Source organism: Clostridioides sp. ES-S-0054-01, from assembly GCA_021561035.1.
Classification (GTDB): Bacteria; Bacillota; Clostridia; order Peptostreptococcales; family Peptostreptococcaceae; genus Clostridioides.
This window is the reverse complement of the sequence record CP067346.1, coordinates 1,051,862-1,073,169: the sequence shown is the minus strand read 5'-3', so window position 1 is coordinate 1,073,169 and position 21,308 is coordinate 1,051,862. Positions and strand designations below refer to the sequence as shown.

Here is a 21,308-nt window from a genome sequence, read left to right as displayed (position 1 = left end):
GATTATAAAAGTTGGAAATAATTTTATCTTATATTTAATTATAACTAATAGTTATCTATAAGTGCAGTTTAAATTTTATAAGTCTAATAAAAAAACTGTTCCCAGCTAGAAATTTCCTTCTATCTTGAAACAGCATCGTATGCCTTAGAATATTTTATTCTAATAAAGTTCCTTTTATTATTTTCACAATTTTATCACTTTCAATAGTTTTTATAGATTTTATTTTGTTATCCACAATACTTATTGTAAGTACCTCTTTTTTTAAAATTTTATTATCTTCTTTCAACCTATAGCTTCTAACTACTTTACTACCTTTATGATTATATGCTGTTAAATCATACTTCGCATCTCCTACAATTTCATTTATTCTAGACTCTTCAACTCCAACATACTCTCCTAAGTCAATACGTCTAAAGTTTTCTAGTGATACAGCCGATTTTTCATGGTCACTTTTTTCAATCGTAATACTAGATTCAGTATCAATGGCTATTATGCTCTGTAATGAGAAAGAATTAGTTTCAACATTGACAACTTTATTTTCATTAATATCAATATATAAAGCACTTCCATCTAGTTCATTATTTCCAGTATATTTGGGATAGACTAATGTCATATAACTTGATGTGTTTATATCCTGCATTGTATTTGATTCTTTTAAAACTTTAGGTTTTATATAATAAAATGTATTATAGGGAATACCCATATTCTTTATAATATACTTATAATCTTTATTCATAATTTCATTAACATCATTTTGAACTTTTGTCATAGTTTTTTGCTGTGTTGCTTTACTTGCTACTTGAGTTTTCTCTTTAGCATTTTCTTTATGACATCCAACAAGTATAATACCTAAAATGGTTACACAAACTAATGACCTTTTTAACTTCATAAATCAATCCTCCTTTCTTAAATTTTATAATATTTATCTATATCTCACTGTATGATTATCTTTTTTTTCAATAATTATATTTATTATTTTATAAAATAATTATATAATATTTATTTGAATTTAATAAGATTAAGAAGCTATTTGTAATTTTTCTGTAATAAAACATATTTTAAAGTTGAATTTTGAAAATTCAATTTGTGATATTTTTATTGTAAGTATCCTTATAACATTATACCAAATTATTCCTAAACAATCAAAAACTCCATGAATATTTAAAGGTTTTCTATTTTAAAAATCACCTTTACCTATTAATTTATCAAATATGTTATAATAGTTTTAGATAATTTAAGGAGGATTAAGTAATGGATTTTAAACAACTTGAAGTATTTGTTGCTGTTGCAAAACATCAGAGTTTTTCAAAAGCCGCAAGAGAACTTTTTTTAACTCAACCTACTGTAAGTGCACACATACAAAACTTAGAAAGAGAATTAGAAACTGTACTTATAAATAGAAACAACAAAGTTATTACACTCACAAAATCTGGTGAAATTCTTTATGAACATGCTATATACATATTAAACAACTGCAAACGTGCAATTTATGATATAAAAGAATATTCAGGAAAAATAGAAGGTATTATAGATATAGCATGTAGTTCTATACCTGAAACTTACATTTTACCTGATTTTATGAAGAGTTTTTCTATGAGTTACCCAGATGTAAAATTTTCTATAAGCCATTATGATTCTCAATATGCTATATCAGAAATTTTAAATGAACGAATAAGCTTTGGATTAGTTGGTTCTAAAATCAATAATCCTCAAATAGAGTACCTAGACTTATTAGATGATGAACTTGTTCTTATCACTCCTTCAGATTTTAAAATTGATAATAAAAATAATTACATCGATATAGGAGAATTGGCTTATCTAAATTTTATTATGAGAAAAGAAGGGTCGGGTACAAGAAACTTAATACTAAGCACACTTAATAAAAATAACTTTCCAGTAAATAAATTAAATGTAATAGCTCATGTAGAATCAAATGAAGCTATTAAAGAAATGGTCAGATTAGGTCTTGGCGTATCCTTTATATCGTACATTTCAGCTATTGATTATCTCAATTCAGGCAAAATAAAATGCTATAAAATAAAAGATGTTGATTTTACTAGAAAATTTTTCTTTATTTACTCTAAAAAGAAAACTTTTTCCCCACTAGAAGATAAATTTCTAAACAGATTATGTGAGTATTTCGAAATTATAATATAATAATTTTAATAAATAACGCTCAATTTTAGGTTTATGACTAATTAATAATATAATTAGAACTGTCACATAAATACTTATAAATTATTATGAGGCATCTTTCTTTTTTATTTAGTTTAGTTAAAAAATCCCTCGTTCAAATGAACTTGGGATTTTTTTATTTATACTACTCCAATAGCAGCTAATACTATACAAATAATCATAACTGAAATTAGTATTGTAGTTGTCTTTACCTTTTTTCCTAATAGCCAATACATAATACCGAATATCATAGCTGGAAGCATACATGGCATTATTTGGTCTAGGTAAGTTTGAATAGGCTCTGCCCATTCTCCACGACCTACATTAACACTAAGTTTTAACATTACATTAGATGCAGTCATTCCTCCAATTACCATAAGACCTAGCATTGAGGCTGCTTCCATAACTTTTGAAACTACATTTGAACCACTCACATCTTTAAAGAATTGAGTTCCATATTTAAATCCTTTATCTAGACATATATAACGAATAATAAAATGAGGAACATTTATTATTAAAAGAAATAAAATCGGTCCCATTATATTACCCTGAGAAGCTAAAGCTATACCAACCCCAGCTGCTATAAGCTTTAATGTTCCCCAGAAAAACGAATCTCCTATTCCAGAAACTGGCCCCATTAAGCTCGATTTAACAGCATTTATACTGTTTGCATCAAATTCTTTATTCTTTGAATTCTCTTCTTCCATAGCTCCAGATATACCTACCAAAAGAGTACTTATATGGGGAGTAACTGACATAAATTCTAGATGTCTTTTTAAAGCCTTAGATTTTTTTTCTTTATCATCTTTATACAATCTACGGATTATTGGTGCCATCATATATGCATATGCTATATTTTGCATACGTTCATAGTTCCAAGATGAATCTAATGTCAATGACCTTCTAAAACATTTCCAAAAGTCTTTCCTAGTTATTTTACTGTCTGGTGAAATTGTCTCTAACTTCTTAGAATTCGTTGTCATCTACTACTACCTCCTTCTCTCCTACAAAGTTAACATATATTAAAGCTATTGCTAATCCAAATAATGCAACTCCTGTTACTGTTATATTTAGATAAGCAACCAATATAAATCCTAATAATAAAAATGCTACTGTTTTCTTATTAAGCATCATTCTAGCTAGCATAGCAAAACCTATTGCTGGTATCACACCTGCTGCAACATCCATTCCATGAGTTACATATGATGGTATAAATGAAAGTATTTTTTCTATTACTGGAACACCTAATGAAAATCCTATACCTACTATTATTGCTAATATTAATTTATTTCCTATACCAAATAATAATTGCACACGCTCTACACCTTCAATATTCCCTTCTTCTGCATAACGGTCAGCAAGATGAGCCCCCCATGTAAGTACTACTGTCATTAAGAAGTTATCTATAAGCAATACTAGAGTTGCTATAGGAACTGCAAGGACAACTGCTGCTGATACATCTTGACCAGTTAATATTACAAATGCTGTTGCAATAATAGAACCAGATACAAAATCAGGAGGATTACTTGCTCCAACAGGAAATGCACCCATAAACACTAATTCTAATGTTGAACCTATTACTATACCTGTGTATAAATTACCTAGTGCTAAACCAACAAGTGGTGCAACAACTATAGGTCTATTATGCATTGTAGAACCTACAAAACAATGCATATATGCAAAGAATGCAATTAGAGTTATCAAAATAACTTGTGTAAATTCCATTTTCATCCCCCTAAAATTATATTAATTTCATTACATTCGTAACATCATCATCAGGAACCAACTGTACAAATACATTTACGCCTTCTGAATCTAATTCTTTAATCATATTTATATCATCTTTTGATACATGCACTGCCTTAGATATGTTTTCACGATTATCATCTGATTTTGTTCCGCCAAGGTTTATAGATTTAATAGCTTTTACCTCTTTAGCTAGTCTATAAACATCTTCTACAGATTCACAAAGTATCAATAAATTATATTTATCAGTAACACCTGAGTTAAGTGCTTTTATAGAATCTGCTATGCTTTTCATTACAAGCTTAACATTAGATGGTTTAGCCATTCTAAGCCCTGCCATTCTTAATTCATCCTTTAATAGTTTATCACTTGCTATCAATATACAGTCTGTACTTAAAAACTTTGTCCATGTAAATGCTACTTGTCCATGTATAAGTCTGTGGTCTACTCTTACTAATTTAATCATTATAATTCCTCCCTAATTTTTTTTATTTCATCCATGAATGTTTTCACGTGTTTTACACTAACATCCCCAAAATCTTTGTAATTATCTTTAAAGTAACTTCCTATTATTGCCATATCTCCTAGTTCAAGCTGTTTTTTGGCATTTTCTAATGTAACTCCAGCAGCTATAACTAGTGGGAAATCCCCTAGATTTTTACGAAACAGTTCTATTTTTTCCATTGATGTTTCTTGCCCTGTAGCGTTTTCTGTAACTGCTATAGCATCACATCTTGTCATCCCTATTTTTAAATCTTCTTCAATATTATTTTCTGATAATACTGGTTGGTATTTAAAACGTACACCTCCAATTAAATACGCTGGGCATTTTGAACGCTGTAATTTAAAAAATTCTTCTAAAGTAGCCTCATCTCTAGGTTTAACATGACCTACTACAGAATCAACTTGTATATAGCTAGCATTATATTTTGTTGCCAGTTCAAATCCCATAGTATCAACATTTAAGCAGTTTACTCCATATGGTATTGACAAATTAGCTTTTGATACATACTCAAGTATTCTTTCTAAATCATAGTAATTACCATAGTAATTTTCTAGCATTATCCCATCTACACCATTTTCCTCAAAAATTGTAATCTCTTTTTTAGCTCTTTCAAAGATATCTTCCGGAGTATCTCCTTTTAAGTGTATCATTGCTATAATCGGCTTTTTATTTTTAAATACTGATAATATTCCCTTTTTTTCCATAAACTAAAATACCTCTTCTTCTTCTTTAATTTGTAACGTCACACTTTGTATTCCCCTTCTAGCTTCTTCCACTAACTGGTCCATATCTTCAACTGTTAATGCATCAGAAAAGCTTGTAAGAAGTTCTAATACCATATTCAAATTCATTCCAGAAAATAACTTAACATTATGTAAATTGGTTAATCTTAACATTGCTGTACATACACTCGCCCCATATAAATCAGATAAAATTATATATTCACATTCTTTATTTTCTAATATTGTTTTTTCTAATTCTAAAGCAAAATCTGAAGCACTTTGCCCAGGATACAAACCATACGAACTAACACAATCTGCTAAATCTCCTACTATCATTTTTACTGAATCTAAAAGTCCTTTTGAAAAGTCTCCATGAGATGCCAATATTATCTTTCTCATACCTGTCCTCCTATTAAATATAGATTATATTTCTGCTGACACTGCATATTTGTACTTATCACTTCTTATAAATTGTTCATTGTAATATAAAACATCATTATTTTCTGTATACACTGATTGTCTTACTTTCAATAGTGGCATGTTACTTGCACATTTAAGATGGTCAGAATATTCTTTGGTTGAATGTTTCACTTCAAATATATTTTCTACACGCTTAGGTAATGTACTTATATTATTAGATATAACTTCCATTAAAGACTTATCTTCTAGTTCTTCTTTTAATAAAAACATGTAATCGATTCTAAAATAGTCAACTTCAAAGATAACAGGTACTTCATCTATTAATCTAAGTCTTTTAATACATATTACCTTCTCTTCTAGTTCAATACTTAAAGCTTCAGCCACTTGCTTATCAGCTTTTTTTATTAAAACAGAGATTATTTTAGTACTTGGTTTTGCATTAATACGATGACAAGAATTAGTAAAACTATTTCCTGCACATGTTGCTTCTATTCTCTCTGGTATTGTTACATAAGTTCCTTTACCACGTTTTTTACATAATATATCTTCTTTCACAAGTTCATTAAGTGCATTTCTCACAGTTATACGACTTATATTAAATTCTTTGCATAAGTCTCCTTCAGAGGGAAGTTTATCTCCTGGTTTATATATACCAGATGCTATCTGTTTTTTTATGTTGTCATATAGTTGTTGATATAAAGGAACAAAGGAATTTACTTCTAAATCCATTTCTTTTTTTTGTTTCTTTTCATCCATTTTGCTCACCTCCCTATGTAACATTTTTATAACATTATATAACAAGTTCTTTATTACATATTATAACAAGATGAAATCGTTGTCAATTTTTTTTAAAATAATTTTTAATTTGACAGTATTTTCTTTTATTTTCTCCAGTATGATAGGTTGCTATTTTCACAAAAAAATAAGACTGTTGTATAACAGGTTAAATTGTTTATACAACAGTCTTTGTTCACTTATTACGCTTATATTTTTATTTATAAATTGATATTAAAAAATGCCTTATATCCCTTATACATTTCATATATATCTACTTTAGAGACAATCTCATGTGGTGCATGCATATTTAAAACTCCAACACCACAATCTATAACCTCTGCACCTTGATTTGCTAATATATGGGCTATAGTTCCGCCTCCTCCTTGGTCTACCTTTCCAAGTTCAGCAGTTTGCCATACTACATTTCCTTTATTAAAAATTCTTTTTACTTCTGACATAAATTCAGCATTAGCATCATTACATCCACTCTTTCCTCTTGAACCTGTATACTTAGTTAAGACTAGTCCATTTCCCATATATGCAGAATTTCTCTTTTCATATGCTTCTCCAAAATTTGGGTCATATCCAGCAGAAACATCAGCTGATAGTACCTTACTATTTGCTAAAGCCCTTCTTACTTTAATATCACAATAATCTCCTTCTAAAGCAATTAGTTCAGCCACAGTATTTTCAAAAAACTTTGAGTGCATACCTGTATTACCTTTAGAACCAATTTCTTCTTTATCTACACATAATGCAACTGAGGTAAATTCTGGTTGTTCAGTTTCTAGTATAGCTTTTACAGCAGCGTATGAACATACTCTATCATCATGCCCATATCCCAACACCATTGACCTATCAAATCCTAAATCTCTTGCTTTACCAGCCGGAACTACTTCAATTTCAGCACTTAATAAATCTTCTTCAACTATACCGTACTTCTCATTTAAAATCTTTAATATATTTGCTGTTATAGGCTCTTTTTCTTCATCATCTAAAGGAATATTACCAATCAATATATTTAGAGCTTCACCACTAATTCCTTCAGATAGTTTCTTTTGCATTTGGTCTCCAGCTAAATGAATCAATAAATCAGTTACACAAAATACTGGGTCATTATCTTCTTCCCCAATAGATATATCAACTTTTGTTCCATCATTTAGTATAACTATACCATGTAAAGCAAGTGGAACAGCTGTCCACTGATATTTTTTTATTCCACCATAATAATGAGTCTTAAAAAAGCCTAGATTACCCTCTTGATACAGCGGATTTGGTTTTAAATCTAATCTTGGTGAATCTATATGACTTCCTATAATCTTCATACCCTTTTCTATATAATTTTTACCTATTACAAAAAGTGCTACTGCTTTTTCTTTATTTATAACATAAATCTTGTCACCACAACTTATACTTCCTTTTTCCATAGCTTCATCTATTGAAATATAACTATTTTCTTTAGCCAATTTTATAATTTCTTTTACTGAAAGCCTTTCAGTCTTTGACTTACTTAAAAAATCCATATAATCACGAGAATATTGCATAATTTGTTCAGTAGTATTTTCTTTTCTTTCAACATCCCATGCATTCTTAAATTCATATTTTAAACTCATATTTTCCTCCTACTAAGTTTTAATTTTTATTATTTTTCATGTATTGTTCATATTCTTCTGGTGAAACTACTTTGACACTATCTAGTCTTGATTTAAAGTGGGCTCTAAAGTTTTCTAAATATTCTTTCCTTAAAATTTCTCTTTCTTTGATTTCATCAGCAGAAAGAATTCCCTCTCTATTTTTCTTTGCTAATTCATTAATCCTATCTAATTTCTTCTTGTCAAACATTTTTTCCTCCTAAAAAACTTCTATTTATTTAATAAAATAATTTATTGCTTTTTATATCTAACTTGTTTTTATATTCACAAAAAAACTCATCTATGTTATCACTTATTATAGATACTCCCTTTTCCAGCTCTTCCATGCTTGGACGAGCTATATTGATTCTAAAGAATCTATCATCTACTAGATTATCAAAAAAATAAGTTCCTGGAAGCATTGATACACCTCTATTTAACATAAAACTTGTAAACGCTTGAGATGTATATCCTCTTGGTAATTCTAAAAAAAAGTTTATTCCTCCACAAGATTTTCTAACTTTTAATTTACCACTCAATTGGTCATTAATCAAGCTTTTTGCCAATTTGTACTTATCAGTATATATATTCTCTATATAACTCAAATAATTTTTCCAATCAAAATTATTCATATAGTAATACATTGATTTTTGAATTAAACCCGGTGTTGATATATCTGATGAATATTTAGCCCATAAAACTTTCTTTAACAATTCATTTGGCATTTCTACAATTCCTATCCTAAGACCTGGCATAAGTATTTTTGAAAAGCTCTTTATATACACTACTCTATTTTTATCATCATAACTTCTAACTGTTCTATTATCTTTTGACTCAAAAACAAAATCACTTATAAAATCATCTTCTATTATATAAAAATCATGTTCTTCTGCCAATTCTATTAACTTCTTTTTTTTATACGTTGAGTAAGATATTCCGGTTGGATTTTGAAAATTAGGCATAATATATATAAGTCTCGGTTTTATTTTTTCCAACTTTAATTTTAAAATACCTATATCAATACCATCATCTAACATAGGTATAGATATTATTTTTGCACCTCTACTTTTAAACACTTCAATTGCTCCATTGTAAGAAGGTTCTTCCATAAAAACAACGTCTGAATAACTTATTAGCCCTTTACAAACTATATCTATACCTTGTTGAGCACCTGATATTATTTGAATATTTTCCTTAGTAGTTTTTATATTTCCATCACTTAGATACTCTACCATCTTGTCTCTTAATTCTTCAGAGCCAAGACCTTCATCATAATCAAATATTGAACTACCATCTTTAGATAATGCCATATTTACAGCATTTTTAAATGAATCGATAGGAAACATATCATTAGATGGATTTCCATTGTCAAAATGAATTAAATCTTCTCTTTGTACAATAATCTTATTTTTACTGTTATCTATACTATTTTTATAAGAATTTGAACTCGATACAAAAGTTCCACTTCCTACAATTTTATATACATATCCTTCATTTTCTAAAAGCTCATATACCTTAACTATAGTAGTATTATTTACTTGTAAAAAATTTGATAGTTTTCTTATTGGAGGCAGTTTTTCATGTTCAACTAACTCTTTATTTATTATCAGTTCTTTTATATGATTAAATATCTGTATATATTTAGTTAACTTTTTCTCACTTAAATCTATTCTGTATTTTTCCACATTTATCACCGCTCATTGTATTTATATTTTATTGATGCTTTCATACATACTTGATATTATTTAGTATGTATATATAATACCAAAATTTTTATAAAAAGGGGAAATATTTATGTTTTACGACTATCACATGCACTCAAGTTTCTCTACTGACGGAAAATCTACAATTGAAGAAATGATAAAAGTATATCCTTCAAATGTATAAAGACTTGGGAGGAGAAATCATAACTACAGGCTCAGATTCACATCATATAAGTCAAGTTGCGTATGAGTTTGACTACATATATTCATTACTAAAAAATATAGGATTTAAATATGTATCTAAATTTAATAAATTGAAACCAGAATTTATAAAATTATAAATTTTTACACCTCCTTGTGAATATATTTAAAAGATAAGGAGGTGATTTTTTTGAAAGTACCTTATTTAGTACTATCAACAGTTATTTTATTTATATCTAATTTTGTTGTAAGAATATTTGGTTTTTTATATAAAATATTCTTATCAAGAGCATTAGGCGAAACAGGTCTAGGTATTTATCATATGATTTTTAACTTTTTGATGATTTGCTTAGCCGTTACAACAACAGGTATACCTACTGCACTTAGTTGTTTAGTTGCAAAGAGAAAAGCTTTAAACGATAAGCACAATACTAATGCTTTATTTATATCAACTTTATATATATCATTCTTCGTAGCACTAGCTATATCTATAGTTGCATCTTTCAATAGTTCTTTTTTATCACTTAAGTTTTTAAAAGATGCTAAATTAAACCTATTTATACTAGCAGTTTGTCCTGCTATAGTTATAATAACTCTTTCAAATGTACTAAGAGGATATTACTATGGTGTAAAGAATGTAAAAATCCCTGCTATTGGACAAATTATTGAACAAATCGGTAAAATATTATTTGTTTTTTTACTTGTTATGTATATAAATAATAAATCCATGAATTGTTATATTGCCCTGTTAGGTATATCGATTGGTGAATTGAGCAATATCATATTTATGCTTATCTGCTTATGGCGAGATTCATCATTTGACAATAGGTATATTATAAGCATAAAAGATTTTTATAATTCTTCTATGGAAACATTAAAAATGTCCATTCCCATAACTTGTAATAGAATGTCAAACATACTTTTGCAATCTATAAGTTCTATGATGATACCATCAAGATTAGCATTGTCAGGAATGACTTATCAGCAATCCTTAAGTATGTATGGTGTTGTCAGTGGAATGGTAATGCCTTTTATATTTTTACCTTTTACTGTTGGTTCAGCGCTTATTGTAAACTTAATACCTACTATTTCACAGGAAATAGCTCTAAGAAAACGTAAAAGCGTTATAAAAAAAATCAAATACTCTATACTTCTAACTTCATTTGTAGGTATACTATCATCAATATTTTTTTATTTCTTTGGAAAAGATTTGTGTATACTAGTATTTAAAAATACACTTGCTGGAGAATATCTAAAAGCTATGTTTTTAGTTCCACTATTTATGTCACTAAATCAAACTCTATCTGGCATTTTACATTCAATAAGAAAAGAATTAGCTTCAAGTATAAATACTATTGTTGGTATGCTAATTCAACTAGTAGCTTTATATGTATTTCTTCCTGTCCCAGGGCTTAATATTTATGCATATATATACACAATGACAATAGTATCAATATTTACTTCTCTATTACATACTATAGTACTTTTTAAATCACTAAAATCTATACGTTAGGTATAAAAACGTGAAGGCTAACAATGTAAATTATCTACTTTGGTAGCCTTCCTTAGATGATTTTTATTTATAATTTAAACTGTTTATATATCTACCTATCTATCTGTGGCAACTTGGCTTACCACTTCCATGATTAGGTCCACATTGCGAAAAATCACATACTTTAGCGAAAGTATCAACAAGTCTTGGTTGGATTGGATTTGGTGATGCTAAAACTACTATTTGCTCACTTATTAATGTGCTAACTGTTTCTTGTAAGCAAAGTACTAAATCTATACCATTTGGTATTATTAATTCATGGAAAGGTTCACAACATTCATTACATTCTAATTTTAATATAGATTTTCCTATACAATCTACAGTTAAGTTAGTTTGGTATTCTTGTCTTAAAGTAACAGCTCTTCCGTCAGCTGGCAAGCATATTGGTGCTGAAAGTGTGTTAAAAGTAAATTCTACATAATCAACTCTCTTCTTAGATCCACCTCCTGCTCTGACTGCTGGGAAAGCTAATGCAACGAATTCTGTACATCCACATCTACCTCTTAGTTCTAATACTAAATTACGAACTGCTACAGTTAATCCTCTTTGTTTATAAGCTACTGATTTGCCTTTTCCTTGTCTACAGCATTCAGCGTTTCTTTCTCCACATACTGCATATTCAAAAGTTGTTTCACAGTTTCTTCCTACTATATCTCCCAATGGGTCTAAATCGAAATCTTCTAAAGTCGTCATTCCTGTATCTATAACGATTCCATCATTACTTAAGCATATTTTGTCTATAGTTACACTTGCACGACCTGCACTTGGAACTGAACCAAATACTTCTACTACTTCTGTTTCAAAAGTTAATGGCTCTCCATTTGGACCAGTTGCATCTGTAAATGTTTGGAATTGCATAGTATCAAATATTCTATTAGCCTCTATTGCAAATGGCACTGCATTTGATACAGAGAAATTTCTTGGAGATATAGGATTACAGCATTCTGGTCCACATTTGTTTTCAAAACATTCATCTGAATCCATTTGACATGGTTCGCAATCACATTTACAACTGTCATGGCATTCACACTTGTCATCACATGGATTAGGTTTACATGGGTTGCATGGCTTGCAATCATCATGACAATCACACTTATTATCAGTATTACATCCATTATGATGGTGTGATTTTTTAAACCCTCTCATGTCCTCTGAATTTATTTCATCTGTATACACTTCTTCACTCATTGTAGACATTGGCTGATTTATCATTCTTCTTTTATTTTTTTTATAATCTTGCATTTTTCATTGCCCTCCCTGTAAGCGATTCTTATTAAGTCTTTGGCTTTTTGAAGCCTAATTAATACTATGCTCTTATAATCTTAATTGTTACTTGCTTTTTAAATTTATCAATAATTAGGTATATTTAGTAGAAAAATGCATTTTAATAAAAAAAGTACTACTATTTTAAATAGTAGCACTTTTTTTGTCCCGAAACACCGGTGGCTAAGTAAATTCACACCCTAGGCACTCCCAGGTGGGTGACTTGCTAGTAACCTTTAACGTCCAAAATCAACCAGGCATGTTATAATTTACCAGACACGGTCTCCCGTATTTCATTTGTAGGTTGAATTTAAAAAAGCCTTATCGTATGTTTCAGGATTTCATATTATTATTATATAATAAATTTTGAAATTTTTAAAGTGGTTTTATATAGTAATTGAGATAATCTTATTCTATCATTACTTTTTCTTCCTTTTTTCTTTATGTATTTAATTAATTATCGCTTTTTCTTAACTCTAGTTTTAGTATTTTTTTCATTATAATTATGTTTAGGTTCTTGCTCATTAATATTGTATAGTTCTTCATCATACACTATATCTTCTTCATTTTCGATATTTTCATAGTCTACGTCCTTATCCTCTACCAATTCATCTTCATTATCGTCTATTTCACCTTCATCTGTTAACTCTTCCTCATCATAATCCAATTCTTCGTCTTCATAATCTAATTCCTCATCTTCATAATTGTCTTCCTCATCATTATCATCATTACTATCATCACCTCTTAAGAGACTTCCTAGCAATTTAAGATTATTCATACTGCCAAGATTGTTTATATTTGCCAAAGAACTTAGACTAAATCCACCTTCTCCAAAGTCATCTGGTAAAAATAATTCTGCAAATAAATCTATCTTCTTTTTCATTCCTATAGCTTTTTCAACTGAATTTTTTCTTTTTTCTGGGAATATATCTATAATTTCCTTTATCATCATATTCTTTTTATCATCACTATCCATTTTTCTAAAAAAATCTGTTTCATCTTCTATGTCTACCACGTCTATATTATTTAATTTTTTTATTCCTCTAACCAAATCTAAAACACTCTCTATTTTTATTAGTATTTTTCTTTCATCTCTTGACATGTATTTTTTAGTTCTTGTTATTATTTCCATTCCCATTTCTAAATCTTCTTCACTTAAATCCATAAGCCTTAAACCTCTTTTTATGTCATTTGCATCAAACCTTAAATTGCCATGTATAGACTGTGATAGCTTATCATTTGCATTTTTTTTGTTTTTTCTAACTCTATTATTTCCTTTTGATTTATTTTTATCATCAAATATAGAGATATTACCATTACTCAATGCAATCACTCCAATCAAAAATAGTAAGTTATTCAAGACAATTCCCCCTTATATTATATAATTGCCCTATATTAAAGTATGTTTTTCATATTTTAATGTTCCATTTTTAAAGTTCAGTGCATATATATTATCTATAAGAATTTTTATTTATATTATATATCACTCACAATTCACAACTTCAATATTATTTCTATATATAAATAGTATGAATATAATTCAATATATATTTATAGAAAGGGGTTTTTTTATGAAAAAATTAGATACAGAGTCATTAGAAAAAATGGCTAAACAAAAAAATATTGATAAGGATAAGATAGAAAAGATGGCTGATAATTACAAAGGAAAGTCAGAAAGTGAACTTATGGAGGAACTTATAAAAATAGGCAAGAACTTAGATGGAAAAGATGAAGTAGTATCAAAATTCAAAGCATTTTTGGATGAAAATCAACGCAAAAAATTGGATACCATAATGGAAAAAATATCAGATGCAGAAACTCAAAGAGATACTAAGCCATCTAAAACGAAGAAGGTTAAACCTACTAAAGGTAAGTCAAATTCACCTGCACCAAAAAATACACCAAGTGGTCAACAAAAAAAATCTAAAGGCTTATTTAAGAAAACTAAAAAGTCTAATCCTCATGAATAGATAAAAAACGAACTATTTAGATAATTAGACAATTATTTTTTAGCTAAGCTATTCTTAAATTTTATATTATTGACATAAAAAATGGGAGTGTCTCAAAATGAACTTTTTAGTTCATGAGACACTCTTTTTTGTATGAAATCAAATATATTTTCATCATTTCATCAACGAAAAAAAGGCTTATCTCTATTTTGAGACAGCCTCATTGATTTTAATAGTTTTATTTTCTTCTTTCTATAACACTTTCTCTATCCACAATTCTATAAGGTAATTCTATTTTCTTATTTTCAATTAATTCCTTATTTATTAACTTTATAACCATTCTTATTGCTACTGCTCCCATATCGTATAAAGGTTGATATACTGTAGTAAGTTTAGGTCTATACATTCTAGCTATCTTAACATCATTAAATCCTGCAACCGATATATCCTCTGGAACTTTATATCCAGCATCACATATAGCATTTATAGCACCTATAGCAGCCTCATCACCTGTTACAAAAGCTGCATGAGGTATTATTCCATCATCTAACAATTCTTTCATGCTATTGTATCCACTTTCATAATCAGTTCCACCATACTTAATTAAACTCTTGTCTAATTCTATATTGTTATTTGAAAGTGCTTTCTCATAACCAGAAAGTCTTTCCATTTCTAAAACAGTATCATCTTTACTAGTCATTATAAAGGCTATCTTTTCATGACCTTTCTTTATAAGATGCTCTGTCATATCAAAAGTAGCTTCTTTATTACTAGTACTTACTGTATATATATCATAATTTCTAGCAGTTTTACTTATATAGGTTGCTGGTATTCCACAATTTTGTATATAGTTGATGTGGTCTTGTTCAACTATCCACGAAATCATAACTATACCTTCCACTTGTTTTGCTCTCAATAGATTTATACTCTTAAGTTCTTGTTCTTTATCAGAGTATGTATTTGCTAAAAGAATATCATAATCATACATTTTAGCAACTTCTTCTATTCCATTTAACACCTCATTAACAAAAGAATCTGAAACTTCTGGAACTATTACCCCTATTAATTGACTCTTCTTAGTTACTAAGCTTCTAGCAAGCGGATTTGGTATATATCCAGTCTCTTTTATAACCTCTAAAACTTTTTGTTTGACTTCATCAGTTACAGGTTTTGAATCATTTATAACTCTAGATACAGTAGATATTGACACGCCTGCTTGTTTAGCAACATCTTTTATCGTTATATTACCTTTCATCTTCATCCTCCTTATTTTACTAAATTTATCTAAAACTGAACCAAATTCTTGAAGGTTCCTATTTTAACTACATTTATATGAGTTTTTATTTTACCATAAAAACAGTTACACTTAAATACATTATATTTTATATTATACCCTATATTCAACAAATTTAATAATATTCATTTTTAATTTAAATTATATTAAAAAATAAAATAAAAAAATGCTGGTATAAAATACCAGCATTTTTCCATTCTAATGATTTCAGTATTAGCAGCCGCAGCCTCCGTCACCATCAAAGAATCCACCACATGAACAAGTTATTAGTAATAATATTAAGAAAGGTATCCATGACATTATATCAATGTCTCTCCAGCAATCTTCAAAAGCCAAGAATAGGAAGAATAGTACTATTATCCACCATCCTCCTCCACCAAAACATCCTTTTTCTCCAAAAAATCTATCTAACATAACAAAGCCCTCCTTTTTTTAATAACTGCACTCTTATTCTAAGCATCCACCACAGCAGCAAAGTATTAATAAAACTATTAGGAATGGTATCCATGCCATTATGTCAAATTCTGCCCAGCTATCTCCAAAAGCTAAGAATAGGAAGAATAGTACTATTATCCACCATCCTCCTCCACCAAAACATCCTTCTTCTCCAAAAAATCTATCTAACATTCTACGTTACCTCCTGTTGATATTTTGTTGAGCTTTTCGCTCCTAACATATACTATGCATTTGGTTTCCATTTTGCTAATGTATTTTTATTATTTTTTTAATTTTTTAATCTAAACTAAAAAAGGCAAAACCATAACTTGTATAAGTTACTGGCTTTGCCTATTTAATAATCAATATTTTTTAGCAACAACAACCATCATCGAAGTTAAATAACAACAATACTATTAGTATAACCCATATCCATATATTGTCATCGCATAATAAGTCTTCTAAAATGTCTGTACATAATAATAAGAATACTATAACTATTATTATCAACATTTTATTACCAAAAAATCCTTCGCATCCTCCAAAGAAACGTTCCATATTGTCTTCTAATTTTGTCATAACTAATCCTCCTTGAATCATTAAGAGACTAAGTTTTGTCTCTTTAATTAAATATATGTAGTAATAGACAGATAAGTTACTTCTAAAAAGTTTTTATTGATTAGTTTATTTATTTCTTTTTCACCAAGTTTATTGTATCTATCAACTTCATCTAGATAATCTTTTTTCTCTTCTGATATAGTATAGATTAAACTTTCTATTGATTTTACTTTGTATTCTTTATATCTTTCTATCAAGAAGGATGTTTTTGAGTTTTCTATCCCTTTCTTTACATGCATTAGTCTTGATATGTAATCTTCTTTTTCATTAGATACATAACTCTCCTTTTCAGCTACATCTTCAAGGATTAAATTAGTCTCCATTACATAGTCCTCTATACGTTGCATATCTAAAGTTATTGAATTATAATAAAAATTTACTGCTATAAGTAAAAACATTCCTACTGAAGTTAGTAATAGTCCTACATATTTCATAGCATTTCCTCCTAAGTTATATTTGTTATCAATAAAGTTTATTCATCAAATAATACTTTATTACTACCTTTATAAAATTTTATTATTTTTTATAGATTCCTTATTGAAAAATTCTCAATATTATATTAAACTAACATTAAAATTAATTAAAACTGCTTTAGGAGGCTTAAAATGTTTGAAAAAATAAAAGAAATAATAGCAGAACAATTAGGGGTAGACAATTTAGATGAGATAACTATGGAGGCATCTTTAATGGATGATTTAGAAGCTGATTCATTAGATGCTGTTGAAATTATAATGGCCCTTGAAGATGAATTTGGAATAGAAATACCAGACGAGGAAGCTGAGAATTTTAAATGTATTGGTGATATATGTAAATATATCGAAGAAAGCAAATAATATTGTTTTGTCTACAAATATAAATAGTCTGTGTAAACTTCCACATAATAATTTACATCGAAGTTCACGCAGACTACATTACATTTATTTACAATATATAGAAAATATATATTCTTATCTTTAATTTATATAGCAAGTATATAAATTGCCTAAATCAAAATTACTTTTCTTCATAAAATGTCACATTCTTTATTACTATATCTACAGTCCCATCTTGATTTTGTTTTACAGTATACTTCATTGGGTCTTCAAAATCAGTTAGGTTTCCTTTTATGTCAAAACCATTATCTGTTTTTATACTTCTTTTTTTAAGTTTTTTCTCAACCCATTTTTTATCTATACTAAAACTTTCATCAAGACCTTTTTCTTCCATATGCTCTTTAAAGCTATCTTTTAACTCATCATCTTTAATTGAATTATCAACAAAGTCATTTATATCAACTTCATGTTTTTCCTTTAGTGTGTAATTTAATATACTTCTTACATCTTCAGCTTGCTTTATATCATTACTAAGAGCATTGGTTATCCAGTTTTCAGCTGTATTTTTAAATACTTTTGTTTTATACTTATCATCATCTATTTTTTTAGCATTTAAAAATTCTGTCACAAACTTTGATTCTGACCCTTCTTTTTCAGCATCCTTATCTAAAAGTCTTAGGTGAAACTCATCATTTATACCACTTAGACTAATCAAAGCTCCTTGCTTTTGTCTTAGAGTCTCTGGAATACCAATCTCATTTGAAACCATTTGAATATTAAATTTATCATCTACAAATTCAATTGAATGAGTGTACAACTTTTTATAATCTAATTTCAGTATAGCTACACTCTTTTCATCTTTAATAGTATATAAACAAATTGCTAAATCACAAGATTCTAATGCAGCATTGATTTTCATAACATCAAATAAATAGGATGCAATTTCTTTAGAGTTTTTCAAAAAAGAACTTTCATCATATATTATTTGTTCACAGCAGTTTTTAATTAAATTATTATTATAATCTTTAAAAATAGCCTTTCTTAAGTCCTCATCCTTCGAAATTCTTTTTATAGACTTCTGGAAAAAGCCATCTACTTCTTGATTGACTTTACCTTCAAAGTCGTTTAGTATTGGAACATCACTATTTTTATCCAAAACATGTATTATAAACTTATGTATTATCATATATATCACCCCATTATCTTAATTTCGATATTAGTTCTTTCATATCCTCTGGTATATCTGCTTTAAATTTCAATTTTTCTTTTGTTCTTGGTTGTTCAAACTCCAGCTTGTATGCATGGAGTGCTTGCCTATTTATAAGCTCTTCATCTACACAGCCATATAACTCATCACCTATTATTCCATGACCTATATGAGCCATATGAACCCTTATTTGATGTGTTCTACCAGTTTCTAAACTTACTTCTAGTACCGTTGCATTTTTTAATCTTTCTACTACTTTATAATGAGTAACAGATGCCTGTCCTCTTTCATCTATTATCCTCTTTATTGAATCTTCTGTAGGTCTATAAATTGGCTCATCTATAGTTCCTTCATCTTCTTCTATAATTCCTTCAACTACTGTTATATATGTTTTTTCAACTTTGTTTTCACTCATTGCCGTAGACATAGTATGATGTGCATAAGCATTTTTTGCTACTATAACAAGCCCTGAAGTATTCATATCTAACCTATTTACAAATCGTATTTTCACATTTTCTTTTTTGTTATCTATATAGTAACTAATACCATTTGCTATTGTTTTATCATAGTGACTTTTTGTCGGGTGAACTACCATAAATGGAGGTTTATTCACCATAATTATGTCAAAATCATCATATATTATTTGTAAATTTAAATCTTGAGACTCAAAATTGGCTTTTTCCTCTTCTATTTTTACCTCTATTAAATCACCACAATATACTTTTGAGCTTGGCTTTTTATACACTCCATTTACTAAGACACTCTTTTCTCTCTTCATTTTTGATAATGACCTAACTGAGAAATTTAGTTTGTCCAATAAAACTTCTTTTAAAGTCATTTCTTCTTCATTTGTATACGATATAAGATTATATCTTTGATTTTCTTTTTTAAACAAACTTTTACCTACTTTCTTTTATCTTCCTACTTTCTTTTATATCTTCAAAATCATGATATTATATATTTTACACTATTTTTGTTTAATAGATAATAGTTATTTTTAACTATAAAAACCTGTAAGAATAACAAACAGTTATCCTTACAGGTTAAATTCATGATTAAATATTTAACTTAAAAAAATTATAATTTAAAACTATCTTTTAACTATTAAAGTAGTTCCCATTCCACCACCTATACAAAGTGTAGCTAAACCAGTTTTAGCATCTCTTCTCTTCATCTCATATAAAAGTGTAGTAAGTATTCTTGCTCCTGAGCATCCTATTGGATGTCCTATAGCTATTGCTCCACCATTAACATTAACTTTAGCCATATCTATATTTAAATCTTTTATCACTGCTATAGACTGAGCAGCAAATGCTTCATTAGCTTCAACTAAATCTATATCCTCAATAGTCATATTAGCAGCTTCTAGAGCTTTCTTAGTTGCTGGAACTGGTCCATATCCCATTATTTTAGGGTCAACACCAGCTGTTCCATAAGAAACTATAGTTGCAAGAGGCTCTATTCCTAGCTCTTCAGCTTTTTCCTTAGCCATTACTACTAACATAGCAGCACCATCATTGATTCCTGATGCGTTACCAGCAGTAACTGTTCCATCTTTCTTGAATGCTGGTCTTAATTTAGCAAGTTTCTCCATTGTAGTACCAGCTTTAATATATTCATCTTTATCTACTACAGTGTCACCTTTTCTTCCTTTTATAACAACAGGAACTATTTCTTCATCAAATTTTCCTTCAGCTTGAGCTTTTTCAGCTTTATTTTGACTTGCAAGAGCTAATTCATCTTGTTCTTCTCTAGTTATGTTCCATTGCTCTGCTATATTTTCAGCAGTAACACCCATATGATAGTTATTAAATATGTCTGATAATCCATCTTTTATCATTGAATCAACAAAAGCAACATCACCCATTCTCGCACCATATCTAGCACTTGGTACTAAATAAGGAGACATACTCATATTTTCAGCTCCACCAACTAGCATTATATCAGCATCCCCTAATGCTATAAGTTGAGATGCCATTGAAACAGATCTTAATCCAGAACCACAAAGTATATTTATAGTCATAGCTGGTTTTTCTACTGGTATCCCTGCACCTAACGCTATTTGTCTTGCTATATTTTGTCCAAGACCTGCTGTAAGTACTCCACCTACAAGTGATTCATCTATAATATCAGGAGTTATATTAGCTCTTTTTATAGCTTCTTTAGCAGCTGTTACACCTAATTCTACTGCTGAAACTGATTTAAATGCTCCCCCGAAACTTCCTACTGCTGTTCTAGCTGCACTGGCAATTACTACTTCTCTCATATTTATTACCTCCATTAAATTAGATTTTTATC

Annotated in this window: 24 protein-coding genes, 1 other RNA gene and 1 pseudogene; 5 read left to right on the top strand and 21 right to left on the bottom strand. The window is 28.7% G+C overall.

The features are described from left to right. Positions 1 to 154 precede the first annotated feature (154 nt). Positions 155 to 889, bottom strand: coding sequence for a hypothetical protein (locus JJC02_05220; GenBank protein ID UDN55578.1), 735 nt, complete (start codon positions 887 to 889; stop codon positions 155 to 157). A 362-nt stretch (positions 890 to 1,251) separates the two neighbouring features. On the opposite strand from JJC02_05220, the gene JJC02_05215 reads away from it, so the two are divergent. Then, a complete protein-coding gene (locus JJC02_05215) occupies positions 1,252 to 2,157 on the top strand; it encodes a LysR family transcriptional regulator (protein UDN55577.1) in 906 nt (301 codons plus the stop codon). Between the two features lie 158 nt (positions 2,158 to 2,315). Here the strand turns inward: JJC02_05215 and JJC02_05210 are convergent, their stop codons facing one another. The 9 genes from JJC02_05210 to JJC02_05170 all read right to left on the bottom strand — a co-directional run bounded on the left by JJC02_05210 (position 2,316) and on the right by JJC02_05170 (position 9,661). After that, on the bottom strand, positions 2,316 to 3,158 hold the full coding sequence (locus JJC02_05210) for a PTS system mannose/fructose/sorbose family transporter subunit IID (GenBank protein ID UDN55576.1): 843 nt from the start codon (positions 3,156 to 3,158) through the stop codon (positions 2,316 to 2,318). Beyond that, positions 3,142 to 3,900 (bottom strand): PTS sugar transporter subunit IIC, encoded by a 759-nt coding sequence (locus JJC02_05205; protein UDN55575.1) that lies wholly within the window; start codon positions 3,898 to 3,900, stop codon positions 3,142 to 3,144. The genes JJC02_05210 and JJC02_05205 overlap by 17 nt, the downstream gene beginning before the upstream one ends. Positions 3,901 to 3,916: 16 nt before the next feature. Then, entirely contained in the window at positions 3,917 to 4,387 is a 471-nt protein-coding gene (locus JJC02_05200) for a PTS sugar transporter subunit IIB (GenBank protein ID UDN55574.1), read from the bottom strand. Further along, complete coding sequence (locus tag JJC02_05195; GenBank protein ID UDN55573.1) at positions 4,387 to 5,130, bottom strand: membrane biogenesis protein; 744 nt, start codon at positions 5,128 to 5,130, stop codon at positions 4,387 to 4,389. Before JJC02_05195 ends, JJC02_05200 begins: the two co-directional genes overlap by 1 nt. A gap of 3 nt (positions 5,131 to 5,133) precedes the next feature. Then, positions 5,134 to 5,547 (bottom strand): PTS mannose transporter subunit IIC, encoded by a 414-nt coding sequence (locus JJC02_05190; GenBank protein UDN55572.1) that lies wholly within the window; start codon positions 5,545 to 5,547, stop codon positions 5,134 to 5,136. A 24-nt stretch (positions 5,548 to 5,571) separates the two neighbouring features. Then, positions 5,572 to 6,324, bottom strand: coding sequence for a GntR family transcriptional regulator (locus JJC02_05185; protein UDN55571.1), 753 nt, complete (start codon positions 6,322 to 6,324; stop codon positions 5,572 to 5,574). A 239-nt stretch (positions 6,325 to 6,563) separates the two neighbouring features. Then, entirely contained in the window at positions 6,564 to 7,958 is a 1,395-nt protein-coding gene (locus tag JJC02_05180) for an aminopeptidase (GenBank protein ID UDN55570.1), read from the bottom strand. Positions 7,959 to 7,977: 19 nt separating this feature from the next. Next, positions 7,978 to 8,187 (bottom strand): DUF896 domain-containing protein, encoded by a 210-nt coding sequence (locus JJC02_05175; protein UDN55569.1) that lies wholly within the window; start codon positions 8,185 to 8,187, stop codon positions 7,978 to 7,980. A gap of 28 nt (positions 8,188 to 8,215) precedes the next feature. Then, positions 8,216 to 9,661, bottom strand: coding sequence for a PLP-dependent aminotransferase family protein (locus tag JJC02_05170; GenBank protein UDN55568.1), 1,446 nt, complete (start codon positions 9,659 to 9,661; stop codon positions 8,216 to 8,218). Positions 9,662 to 9,780: 119 nt separating this feature from the next. Between JJC02_05170 and JJC02_05165 the strand changes: the two are divergent. Next, positions 9,781 to 10,020: pseudogene (locus JJC02_05165) on the top strand (hypothetical protein). Positions 10,021 to 10,070: 50 nt separating this feature from the next. Next, positions 10,071 to 11,393: a polysaccharide biosynthesis protein gene (locus JJC02_05160; protein UDN55567.1), complete on the top strand. Its 1,323-nt coding sequence runs from the start codon at positions 10,071 to 10,073 to the stop codon at positions 11,391 to 11,393. A gap of 99 nt (positions 11,394 to 11,492) precedes the next feature. On the opposite strand, the gene JJC02_05155 is transcribed toward JJC02_05160, so the two are convergent. From JJC02_05155 to JJC02_05145, 3 genes are all read right to left on the bottom strand, one after another. Further along, positions 11,493 to 12,674, bottom strand: a complete 1,182-nt coding sequence (locus JJC02_05155; protein ID UDN55566.1) for a hypothetical protein — start codon at positions 12,672 to 12,674, stop codon at positions 11,493 to 11,495. Between the two features lie 182 nt (positions 12,675 to 12,856). Then, positions 12,857 to 13,038: non-coding RNA, 6S RNA (gene ssrS, locus JJC02_05150), on the bottom strand. Between the two features lie 114 nt (positions 13,039 to 13,152). Then, complete coding sequence (locus JJC02_05145) at positions 13,153 to 14,055, bottom strand: hypothetical protein (protein UDN55565.1); 903 nt, start codon at positions 14,053 to 14,055, stop codon at positions 13,153 to 13,155. A gap of 211 nt (positions 14,056 to 14,266) precedes the next feature. On the opposite strand from JJC02_05145, the gene JJC02_05140 reads away from it, so the two are divergent. After that, on the top strand, positions 14,267 to 14,665 hold the full coding sequence (locus tag JJC02_05140) for a hypothetical protein (protein UDN55564.1): 399 nt from the start codon (positions 14,267 to 14,269) through the stop codon (positions 14,663 to 14,665). Between the two features lie 217 nt (positions 14,666 to 14,882). Here the strand turns inward: JJC02_05140 and ccpA are convergent, their stop codons facing one another. The 5 genes from ccpA to JJC02_05115 form a co-directional block, all read right to left on the bottom strand. Further along, positions 14,883 to 15,899 (bottom strand): LacI family transcriptional regulator CcpA, encoded by a 1,017-nt coding sequence (ccpA, locus tag JJC02_05135; protein UDN55563.1) that lies wholly within the window; start codon positions 15,897 to 15,899, stop codon positions 14,883 to 14,885. A gap of 252 nt (positions 15,900 to 16,151) precedes the next feature. Beyond that, positions 16,152 to 16,352 carry a hypothetical protein gene (locus JJC02_05130; protein ID UDN55562.1) on the bottom strand — a complete coding sequence of 67 codons (201 nt, stop codon included), beginning with the start codon at positions 16,350 to 16,352 and terminating at the stop codon, positions 16,152 to 16,154. A gap of 33 nt (positions 16,353 to 16,385) precedes the next feature. Continuing rightward, positions 16,386 to 16,565: a hypothetical protein gene (locus tag JJC02_05125; GenBank protein UDN55561.1), complete on the bottom strand. Its 180-nt coding sequence runs from the start codon at positions 16,563 to 16,565 to the stop codon at positions 16,386 to 16,388. A gap of 180 nt (positions 16,566 to 16,745) precedes the next feature. Then, a complete protein-coding gene (locus JJC02_05120) occupies positions 16,746 to 16,952 on the bottom strand; it encodes a hypothetical protein (protein UDN55560.1) in 207 nt (68 codons plus the stop codon). A gap of 47 nt (positions 16,953 to 16,999) precedes the next feature. After that, entirely contained in the window at positions 17,000 to 17,425 is a 426-nt protein-coding gene (locus JJC02_05115) for a hypothetical protein (protein UDN55559.1), read from the bottom strand. A gap of 171 nt (positions 17,426 to 17,596) precedes the next feature. Between JJC02_05115 and acpP the strand changes: the two genes are divergently transcribed. Continuing rightward, positions 17,597 to 17,824 carry an acyl carrier protein gene (acpP, locus tag JJC02_05110; protein UDN55558.1) on the top strand — a complete coding sequence of 76 codons (228 nt, stop codon included), beginning with the start codon at positions 17,597 to 17,599 and terminating at the stop codon, positions 17,822 to 17,824. 160 nt (positions 17,825 to 17,984) lie between these two features. Here acpP and JJC02_05105 read toward each other — a convergent pair whose 3' ends face one another. The 3 genes from JJC02_05105 to JJC02_05095 all read right to left on the bottom strand — a co-directional run bounded on the left by JJC02_05105 (position 17,985) and on the right by JJC02_05095 (position 21,276). After that, the gene (locus JJC02_05105) at positions 17,985 to 18,989 is read right to left on the bottom strand and encodes a nucleoid-associated protein (GenBank protein UDN55557.1); all 1,005 of its coding nucleotides are present in this window, start codon (positions 18,987 to 18,989) and stop codon (positions 17,985 to 17,987) included. Between the two features lie 13 nt (positions 18,990 to 19,002). Beyond that, entirely contained in the window at positions 19,003 to 19,905 is a 903-nt protein-coding gene (locus JJC02_05100; protein ID UDN55556.1) for an RluA family pseudouridine synthase, read from the bottom strand. Positions 19,906 to 20,100: 195 nt separating this feature from the next. After that, entirely contained in the window at positions 20,101 to 21,276 is a 1,176-nt protein-coding gene (locus tag JJC02_05095; protein UDN55555.1) for an acetyl-CoA C-acetyltransferase, read from the bottom strand. Positions 21,277 to 21,308 lie beyond the last annotated feature (32 nt).

Excerpts from the sequence above, each read along its gene's own strand:
- JJC02_05220 (UDN55578.1), bottom strand. The coding sequence starts at position 889 with ATGAAGTTAAAAAGGTCATTAGTTTGTGTAACCATTTTAGGTATTATA.
- JJC02_05215 (UDN55577.1), top strand. The coding sequence starts at position 1,252 with ATGGATTTTAAACAACTTGAAGTATTTGTTGCTGTTGCAAAACATCAG.
- JJC02_05210 (UDN55576.1), bottom strand. The coding sequence starts at position 3,158 with ATGACAACGAATTCTAAGAAGTTAGAGACAATTTCACCAGACAGTAAA.
- JJC02_05205 (UDN55575.1), bottom strand. The coding sequence starts at position 3,900 with ATGGAATTTACACAAGTTATTTTGATAACTCTAATTGCATTCTTTGCA.
- JJC02_05200 (UDN55574.1), bottom strand. The coding sequence starts at position 4,387 with ATGATTAAATTAGTAAGAGTAGACCACAGACTTATACATGGACAAGTA.
- JJC02_05195 (UDN55573.1), bottom strand. The coding sequence starts at position 5,130 with ATGGAAAAAAAGGGAATATTATCAGTATTTAAAAATAAAAAGCCGATT.
- JJC02_05190 (UDN55572.1), bottom strand. The coding sequence starts at position 5,547 with ATGAGAAAGATAATATTGGCATCTCATGGAGACTTTTCAAAAGGACTT.
- JJC02_05185 (UDN55571.1), bottom strand. The coding sequence starts at position 6,324 with ATGGATGAAAAGAAACAAAAAAAAGAAATGGATTTAGAAGTAAATTCC.
- JJC02_05180 (UDN55570.1), bottom strand. The coding sequence starts at position 7,958 with ATGAGTTTAAAATATGAATTTAAGAATGCATGGGATGTTGAAAGAAAA.
- JJC02_05175 (UDN55569.1), bottom strand. The coding sequence starts at position 8,187 with ATGTTTGACAAGAAGAAATTAGATAGGATTAATGAATTAGCAAAGAAA.
- JJC02_05155 (UDN55566.1), bottom strand. The coding sequence starts at position 12,674 with ATGCAAGATTATAAAAAAAATAAAAGAAGAATGATAAATCAGCCAATG.
- JJC02_05140 (UDN55564.1), top strand. The coding sequence starts at position 14,267 with ATGAAAAAATTAGATACAGAGTCATTAGAAAAAATGGCTAAACAAAAA.
- ccpA (UDN55563.1), bottom strand. The coding sequence starts at position 15,899 with ATGAAAGGTAATATAACGATAAAAGATGTTGCTAAACAAGCAGGCGTG.
- JJC02_05130 (UDN55562.1), bottom strand. The coding sequence starts at position 16,352 with ATGTTAGATAGATTTTTTGGAGAAAAAGGATGTTTTGGTGGAGGAGGA.
- JJC02_05125 (UDN55561.1), bottom strand. The coding sequence starts at position 16,565 with ATGTTAGATAGATTTTTTGGAGAAGAAGGATGTTTTGGTGGAGGAGGA.
- JJC02_05120 (UDN55560.1), bottom strand. The coding sequence starts at position 16,952 with ATGACAAAATTAGAAGACAATATGGAACGTTTCTTTGGAGGATGCGAA.
- JJC02_05115 (UDN55559.1), bottom strand. The coding sequence starts at position 17,425 with ATGAAATATGTAGGACTATTACTAACTTCAGTAGGAATGTTTTTACTT.
- acpP (UDN55558.1), top strand. The coding sequence starts at position 17,597 with ATGTTTGAAAAAATAAAAGAAATAATAGCAGAACAATTAGGGGTAGAC.
- JJC02_05105 (UDN55557.1), bottom strand. The coding sequence starts at position 18,989 with ATGATAATACATAAGTTTATAATACATGTTTTGGATAAAAATAGTGAT.
- JJC02_05095 (UDN55555.1), bottom strand. The coding sequence starts at position 21,276 with ATGAGAGAAGTAGTAATTGCCAGTGCAGCTAGAACAGCAGTAGGAAGT.